The following is a 6,442-nucleotide window of genomic DNA, read 5'->3' as shown; positions in this document are numbered from 1 at the left end:
CGCGACAGGTCGCGGACGAGGTGGTCGTCAATCATCGGGTCCCTCTCTCGGGTAGGTGCGTCTCAGAGCGGCGATGCCGTCGGCGGCAGCGCGGCGGGCCGCGTCGGTGCTGCCACCGAGAACGGCGGCGACCTCGGCGTAGGGCAGGCCGGCGAGGTAGTGGTAGGCCACGGCCCGCTTCTGCTTGTCGGGTAATCGCGTGAGTGCGTCGGCGAGATCGTCGTCGCGTTCCGCGCCGGGGGCGCTCGGGGTCTCGGGCAGGTCGTCGGTCGGGATCGCGCGTCGTGCCCTTGCGCGGGTGACGTCGATGGCCTTGTGGTGCGCGATCGTCACCAGCCAGGCCTCCACGTTCGCGTCAGCGGGCAGCTCGGGATAGGCCTTCATCGCGGACAGGAAGGTCTCCGACCAGGCGTCGTCGGCGTCATCCGGTCCGGCCACGGCACGGCAGAACCGCAGAACCGCCGCCCCGTGGTCGGAGACGACGGCCTCGAAGGCCCGTTTGACCGTCACGTTGAGTAGACGCTCCGTCCTCGGAGTTCACGAAGTTCCCATAGTGCCGGACTGGCCGACGTCTGGTCGTGTTCCAACTCGAGCAGGTGCCGCTTGCGCGCCAGGCCGCCTGCGTACCCGGTGAGCTTGCCGTTTCGTCCCACCACCCGGTGACAGGGAACGACGATCGACAGCGGGTTGCGGCCCACCGCCGCACCGATCTCCTGGGCTGTGACTCCACCGCCGATTCGGGCGGCGAGGTCGCCGTACGTGGTCGTGCCGCCGTACGGGATCCGAGCCACCAGGCTCCAGACCGAGTGCTGAAACTCATCACCGACGGAAGCAAGTTCGAGCTCGAAGTGCCGACGCTCCCCCGCCAGGTACTGCGCGAGCTGTCGGGTAACGTTCTCGAAATCCCGGTCGAGCCTGGGCCCGAACGTATCGGGATTCGGCAGGTTCCAGTGGTGCGGAAAGTAGATGCCGCGCAGGCCGGTCTCGTCCTTGACGATCGTGAGATCGCCCATATCCGTCGGGACGACGGTGTGCCACGTGGTCATGGTCTCCTCGGGTATCGGTTGTACAGAGGGAAGACGTCCACGATGCGCGAAACGTGAGATCAGCTCGGGTACCCCACCCCGAAGCGCATCGATGACCGCAACGACGGCACGGGACGGCCGTCTCGGCATCCGCGCGACGAGAGCCCGGCGACGTTCGTCGGGCCCGCCGTCGACGCGCAGCAACTGCACCCCGTCGGGCAGTCATGCACGTCGGGTTCGGCGCCGGTGAGTTCACGCTCGGCAGCGGCGATCTCGTCGAGCACCACCCGCGCCTGCCGCAGAACTATCAGACCGTTCTCGGTGAGTCGCACGCCTGCCCGGTGCCGCTCGAAGAGGGTCGCGCCCGTTTCCCGTTCCAGTGCGGCGATCTGCCGGGAGACCGCCGACTGGCTGTAGCCGAGCTCCGCCGCCGCTGCGCTGAAGCTGCCTCGTTCGGCGGTCGCACGCAGGACGCGAAGATCGGTCAGTGAGGGATCCATGCGTAAACGTCGTACCACGTATGCCGAACTCGCGCGGTTTGCATGGCATGACCGGCTCTGAATTCGGCGGTGCCGAAGACGTCGAAGGGAGAAACACATGAAAGCCGCAGTGCTCGAGGCATTCGGAAAGCCGCTGTCCCTCAGAGAGGTTCGCGATCCACAGATCGGATCAAGTGAAGTACTGGTCGAGGTGCTCGCCACCTGCATACCGCCGTATGCCGCAGAGGTCTTCAGTGGCGAGCGCAGCTATCCCCTTGAACCACCGGTGGTATCGGGAGTCGGCGGCATCGGCCGCGTGGTGGCCACCGGTCCCGACGCCACCCGACTCCGTCCAGGCGACCTGGTGTGGTGCGATTCGACGGTCCGGTCACGCGACGACGCGGTGGCTCCCGACATCACCCTGCAGGGCTGGAGTTCGGCCGGCGAGGGCGGACTGGCCCTCTCGCGCTACTTCCACGACGGGCCCTTCTCCGAGCGGATGCTGGTGCCGACGGAGAACGCCGTCGCACTCGGCGACGTCGACCCAGTCTGACGTGCCGCGGTGGACGGCACTCGGCGTGCTGCTGGTGCCCTACGGCGGCCTGTTGGCCGCCGATCTACAGGTGGGCGAGACCGTACTCATCGATGGGGCGACCGGGAACTTCGGCAGTGCGGGCGTGGCCGTCGCCCTCGCCATGGGAGCCGCCGCCGTCGTCTACCCAGGCCGCAACCAGAGGATCCTCGATGACCTGAAATTGCGGTTCGGCGAACGGATCCGCACGGTGACGCTAACCGGTGACGGCGACACCGACCGGTCCGCCATGCAGGCGACGGCACCGGATTCGATCGACGTCGTGCTCGATCTGCTGCCGCCCAGCGCGGGCACCGGCCCGGTGCGGACTACGGCCATGACGGTGCGTCCATACGGCCGCGTCGTGCTCATGGGCGGCGTCGGCACGCTCGGGGGAGGCGACCTCGAGCCGCCGTATCCATGGCTGATGCGGAATTCGGTGACCGTTCGGGGTCAGTGGATGTACACGCGAACGGCGAATCACCGTCTGATCAAGATGATCCGCAGTGGCGTCCTCGATCTCAGACACGAAGCCGTGACGACGTTCCAGCTGAGCCAAGTAAACGAAGCAGTCGCGTACGCTGCCGCACACGGCGGCCCGTTCGATCGGACCGTCCTGTTGCCCCGGGACGACGTCGACGGAGTGGCCGGTTCCTGAGCGTGCACTGGGATTCGGCTGGATTGTCAACGTGAATCGAGGTGAAGCCGAACATCGGCGTTTGGCGTGGTTCGTGGACGGGAACAAGCTGCGCACCGTTCACGTTGTGGTGACGCCAGCTCAAGACCGAAAGGACCAAAAATGGCTACTGATTACGACGCCCCTCGTCAGAAGGAAACCGACGACGTCGCCGATGAGTCGTTGGAGGCGCTGGCCGGTCGTCGCAACGACGCCGCGACCGCCGTGCTCGACGTCGACGACGGGCAGGAACTCGAGGACTTCGAACTTCCGGGAGCAGACCTCTCCGGTGAGGAGTTCACCGTCCGAGTCGTCCCCAAGCAGGCCGACGAGTTCACCTGCTCGAGCTGCTTCCTGGTGCAGCACAGCCACCGCCTCGCCAGGCAGGTCGGCGACCGGATGATCTGCGCCGACTGCGCCTGAGGCGGTTCTTCTAGACCCCGCGCTCGACGGGCAGCAGTCCGCGGGCGACGGCGGCGACCAGAGCCGCGTGGTCGGCTTCGGTTTGGTCGGCATAGCGCCGTGCGAACGTGCACAGCGCCTTGTCCACCCGGTCGGAGCCGCCCATGTACCCGGCAATCATCGAGGCGCCGCTGGTTCTGGCATGCCCCTTGGCCAGCAGCTGTCCGACGACTCCCGCATAATCGGCGAGCGCGAATGCATCCATCGAATCCAACGGGATCCGGCCCTTCATATTGCGGAACTGCCGCACGTAGTACTGCAGACCGCCCATGGTGGTCCAGCCCAGCAGCGGGTCGCTCACCGTCTGCAGCGACTGCTGGTACTCGACCACCCGCTGACCCTGATGCGCGTGCCACGCCGAATCGCCGTGTACGTAGCGCGCCAGCACCGACCGCCGAGCCTGCTTGAGCTGCAGGAACACCACGTCCTCGGCTGAGGAGCCCTCCAGTAGCGCCACGTAGGCGCGCAGGCCGACGCTGCCCACCCCGACCACCTTGTGCGCGACGTCGACGAGGGTGTAGCCGCCGAGAACGCGTCGCCAGTACGCGGGAAGGGTCTCCAGGTAGTCGTCGAGGGCTTCGGCCAGTGCCTCCGCCTCGCGCGCGCCGGGCCGGGTGATCAGGGGCGGTTCCTCGACGATCCTTCGCAGACCGTCCACCTCGTGGGTGAAGCGGGGAAGCGCCCGGTCGCCGGTACGGTGCCGTGCCCGTTCGGCCGAACGCGTGACCTGTCGCTGCAGCGGGCCCGCCGTCTCGGCGGCGAGCCGGTCGACGTCCAGTCGCACGAAGGACCGGGTGAAGAGCGGCAGGTCCGCCAGTCGTCGCAGCTCGTGACGGTAGGCGCTGACACAGGACCGCACCGACGCGCCGCAGTGCTTCTCGGACGTCCCGTTGTGACGACCGGCCACCCAGATACTGGCAACCAGCCGGCGCAGATCCCATTCCCAGCCGCCGGGATGCGCCTCGTCGAAGTCATTGAGATCGATCACCAGGTCCCGCTCCGGTGAGGCGTAGAACCCAAAGTTGCCCAGATGCGAGTCACCGCAGACGACGGGCGTGATGCCGGTCGCCGGCAGCCGCGCGACGTCGGATGCCATCACGACGGCGGCGCCGCGAAGGAACCCGTACGGCGAATCGATCATGCGACCGACCCGGATCGGGATCAGCCGGTCGACTCTGCCCTGGTGGCTGGCGTTGATGAGGTCAACCGGAGTCGGCCGGTCGGACGGCGCCGTCCAGTCCGCGAGCGATTTCCGCGGCACCCTTTTGCGCAGACTCTTGCCGAGGGCATAGCGCTCGGCCCGAGTTACCGGCCGCTGCCGCAGCGACCGATACGCCCCGCCGTCGGCCTCGGCGAGAACAATGTGCCCGCCGGTTGCCACGCCACCGTCCATGTGGGGCGATGTTACGACCGCGAGGGCTCCCAAGCGGCGAGATCCCGGGCCCCGGACCCGTAATGTCGGTTGAGGCCATGGACGACGACGTGTTGACGCTGCCCGCCGGCCGGTTCCGGGTTCTCCGCGACGGCAGGCTGATTCGCGCGCTCGGGCTGCGCTACGCGCATGCACGCCGATTCCAGGAATCCACCCCGGTGGCCACCCCAGACGGGGTGATCGACGCGATCGCACGCGGGGCCGCGTGCCCGCAGTTCCCCTCGCGCCTCGAATTCGTCGTCGGGTCGCTGCTCGACGATCTGTCGCAGGACGAAGACTGCCTCACCCTCGCCGTCGTCGCTCCCCTGCCGGACGGCACCGCGCGCCCCGTCATGGTGTTCTTCCACGGTGGCGCCTATGTGAGCGGCAGCGGCCAAGCCCCTTCGTACGACCTGTCGGCGATGGCCGACGAGGGTGACGTCGTCACCGTCACCGTGAACTACCGCCTCGGTATTTTCGGGTATCTCGCGATCGACGGCGTGTCACCGGCCAACCTGGGCCTGCTCGATCAGATTGCCGCTCTCCGATGGGTCCGCGAGAACATCGGCGGCTTCGGCGGCGACCCGACGAACGTCACCGTCTTCGGCCAGTCCGCGGGGGCGGACTCCGCCCCCTATCTGATGATTGCCGACGGGGCCGAGAACCTCTTCCACCGCGCAATCCTGCAGAGCGCCCCGCTCGGAGTCCAGCGTGGCCGTGCCGCGATGAGCCACGCCATGGGGGCCGCGGCGCGCGACGCTCTTGGCGGTAGCTTCGAGACGGCGACCACCGAAGAACTGCTGGCGGCGCAGCTGGCCGCTGCCTCGGCGGCGGTCGGCTTCGGCGCGCAGGCGCAAATGCCCTTCGGGCCTCAGACCGGGCACCATCCGCTGCCGGCCGACGATCGGGTCGAGGCCCGTCACCGCGGCGTCGCTGCCCGCGTGCCCATCATGATCGGCACGACGGCAGACGACGCGTTGCCCTTCCTCGAGCTGAATCCACGAATGGCGCCGATGTTCGACGTCGCGGTGGTCGGACCGATGGTGCGCCGACTCCTGAGCGCGTACTTCACCGGGCGCCTGTTCAGCCGTCCCGCGGCCGCATTCGCCAAACGACACCGACGCGGCGGCGGCCACGCCCTGACGTACCGTTTCGATTGGCGGCCAAGCGACGGGCCCCTCGGAGCTTGCCACTGCATCGAGCTTCCCTTCCTGATGGGGTCATCCGCCGACTGGGCGAGCGCACCAATGCTCGGATCGGGGCACGAGCAGACCCTCGCCGAACTGGGACCCCCGATGAGGCAACTCTGGTACGAGTTCGCTCGCGGGATGTTCGACCAGGCGGATGCCCACGTGCGCCTGCCGGGCACGCTCAGGCGGCACTGAAACCGGGAAGTCGCAGCAACAGTCGTGCGCCCCCAAGGGGACTGACGTCCAGCAGTGCTGTGCCGCCATGCAATTCGGCCTGTTGGGCGACCAGCGCCAAACCCAGTCCCGAACCCGAACGCGACGCCGTCGAGCCGCGGGCGAACCGGTCGAAGACGGCGGTGCGCTCTTCCTCCGGCACTCCTGCACCGTTGTCGTCGACCGCGATCTCCACGCCGGCAACGGAACTCACGACGCTCAGCCGTATCTCCGAGGCGCCGCCGTGCTTGACCGCATTCGCAATGGCGTTGTCGATCACCAGCCGCAGCCCCGCGGGCAGCCCGACTATCAGCTTGGACGGCGACGGCGTCAGGGTCACCTGCAGACCGGGATAGATCCGAAGGGCGTCGTGCGCGGCACGGTCGAGGAGTTCGGTGACGTCGAACGCGACGAA

At 68.0% G+C, this 6,442-nt stretch carries 9 protein-coding genes; 4 read left to right on the top strand and 5 right to left on the bottom strand.

Going from position 1 to position 6,442, the window contains the following annotated elements; translation table 11 throughout:
* Positions 1-27 precede the first annotated feature (27 nt).
* The 3 genes from QOI01_RS18210 to QOI01_RS18200 are packed head-to-tail and all read right to left on the bottom strand — an operon-like array spanning position 28 to position 1,525.
* Positions 28-510, bottom strand: coding sequence for an RNA polymerase sigma factor (locus QOI01_RS18210; RefSeq protein ID WP_526383353.1), 483 nt, complete (start codon positions 508-510; stop codon positions 28-30).
* Positions 507-1,046: a methylated-DNA--[protein]-cysteine S-methyltransferase gene (locus tag QOI01_RS18205; protein WP_526383351.1), complete on the bottom strand. Its 540-nt coding sequence runs from the start codon at positions 1,044-1,046 to the stop codon at positions 507-509. Before QOI01_RS18205 ends, QOI01_RS18210 begins: the two co-directional genes overlap by 4 nt.
* 59 nt (positions 1,047-1,105) lie before the next feature.
* Positions 1,106-1,525 carry a LysR family transcriptional regulator gene (locus QOI01_RS18200; RefSeq protein WP_526383349.1) on the bottom strand — a complete coding sequence of 140 codons (420 nt, stop codon included), beginning with the start codon at positions 1,523-1,525 and terminating at the stop codon, positions 1,106-1,108.
* Positions 1,526-1,622: 97 nt separating this feature from the next.
* Between QOI01_RS18200 and QOI01_RS18195 the strand changes: the two genes are divergently transcribed.
* From QOI01_RS18195 to QOI01_RS18185, 3 genes are all read left to right on the top strand, one after another.
* Positions 1,623-2,057, top strand: coding sequence for an alcohol dehydrogenase catalytic domain-containing protein (locus QOI01_RS18195; protein WP_526383347.1), 435 nt, complete (start codon positions 1,623-1,625; stop codon positions 2,055-2,057).
* Between the two features lies 1 nt (position 2,058).
* Positions 2,059-2,733, top strand: a complete 675-nt coding sequence (locus tag QOI01_RS18190; protein ID WP_526383345.1) for a zinc-binding dehydrogenase — start codon at positions 2,059-2,061, stop codon at positions 2,731-2,733.
* A gap of 141 nt (positions 2,734-2,874) precedes the next feature.
* The gene (locus tag QOI01_RS18185; RefSeq protein WP_526383343.1) at positions 2,875-3,174 is read left to right on the top strand and encodes a DUF4193 family protein; all 300 of its coding nucleotides are present in this window, start codon (positions 2,875-2,877) and stop codon (positions 3,172-3,174) included.
* A 10-nt stretch (positions 3,175-3,184) separates the two neighbouring features.
* Here the strand turns inward: QOI01_RS18185 and QOI01_RS18180 are convergent, their stop codons facing one another.
* The gene (locus QOI01_RS18180; protein WP_526383341.1) at positions 3,185-4,606 is read right to left on the bottom strand and encodes a DUF2252 domain-containing protein; all 1,422 of its coding nucleotides are present in this window, start codon (positions 4,604-4,606) and stop codon (positions 3,185-3,187) included.
* Positions 4,607-4,683: 77 nt separating this feature from the next.
* On the opposite strand from QOI01_RS18180, the gene QOI01_RS18175 reads away from it, so the two are divergent.
* Positions 4,684-6,009 (top strand): carboxylesterase family protein, encoded by a 1,326-nt coding sequence (locus QOI01_RS18175; protein ID WP_526383339.1) that lies wholly within the window; start codon positions 4,684-4,686, stop codon positions 6,007-6,009.
* Here QOI01_RS18175 and QOI01_RS18170 read toward each other — a convergent pair.
* Positions 5,996-6,442, bottom strand: a 447-nt coding sequence (locus QOI01_RS18170; protein WP_526383337.1) for a sensor histidine kinase, incomplete at its 5' end; no start/stop codon positions are given. The two genes, QOI01_RS18175 and QOI01_RS18170, sit on opposite strands and share 14 nt — an antisense overlap.

Source organism: Mycobacterium sp. (assembly GCF_032162605.1).
In the GTDB taxonomy this organism is placed as follows: domain Bacteria; phylum Actinomycetota; class Actinomycetes; order Mycobacteriales; family Mycobacteriaceae; genus Mycobacterium.
Note: the sequence above shows the minus strand (reverse complement) of the source record. Positions and strands in the feature narration are given on the sequence as shown.

Coding starts and splice junctions, on each gene's coding strand:
- QOI01_RS18205 (WP_526383351.1), bottom strand. CDS start 1,046: ATGACCACGTGGCACACCGTCGTCCCGACGGATATGGGCGATCTCACG.
- QOI01_RS18200 (WP_526383349.1), bottom strand. CDS start 1,525: ATGGATCCCTCACTGACCGATCTTCGCGTCCTGCGTGCGACCGCCGAA.
- QOI01_RS18195 (WP_526383347.1), top strand. CDS start 1,623: ATGAAAGCCGCAGTGCTCGAGGCATTCGGAAAGCCGCTGTCCCTCAGA.
- QOI01_RS18185 (WP_526383343.1), top strand. CDS start 2,875: ATGGCTACTGATTACGACGCCCCTCGTCAGAAGGAAACCGACGACGTC.
- QOI01_RS18180 (WP_526383341.1), bottom strand. CDS start 4,606: ATGGACGGTGGCGTGGCAACCGGCGGGCACATTGTTCTCGCCGAGGCC.
- QOI01_RS18175 (WP_526383339.1), top strand. CDS start 4,684: ATGGACGACGACGTGTTGACGCTGCCCGCCGGCCGGTTCCGGGTTCTC.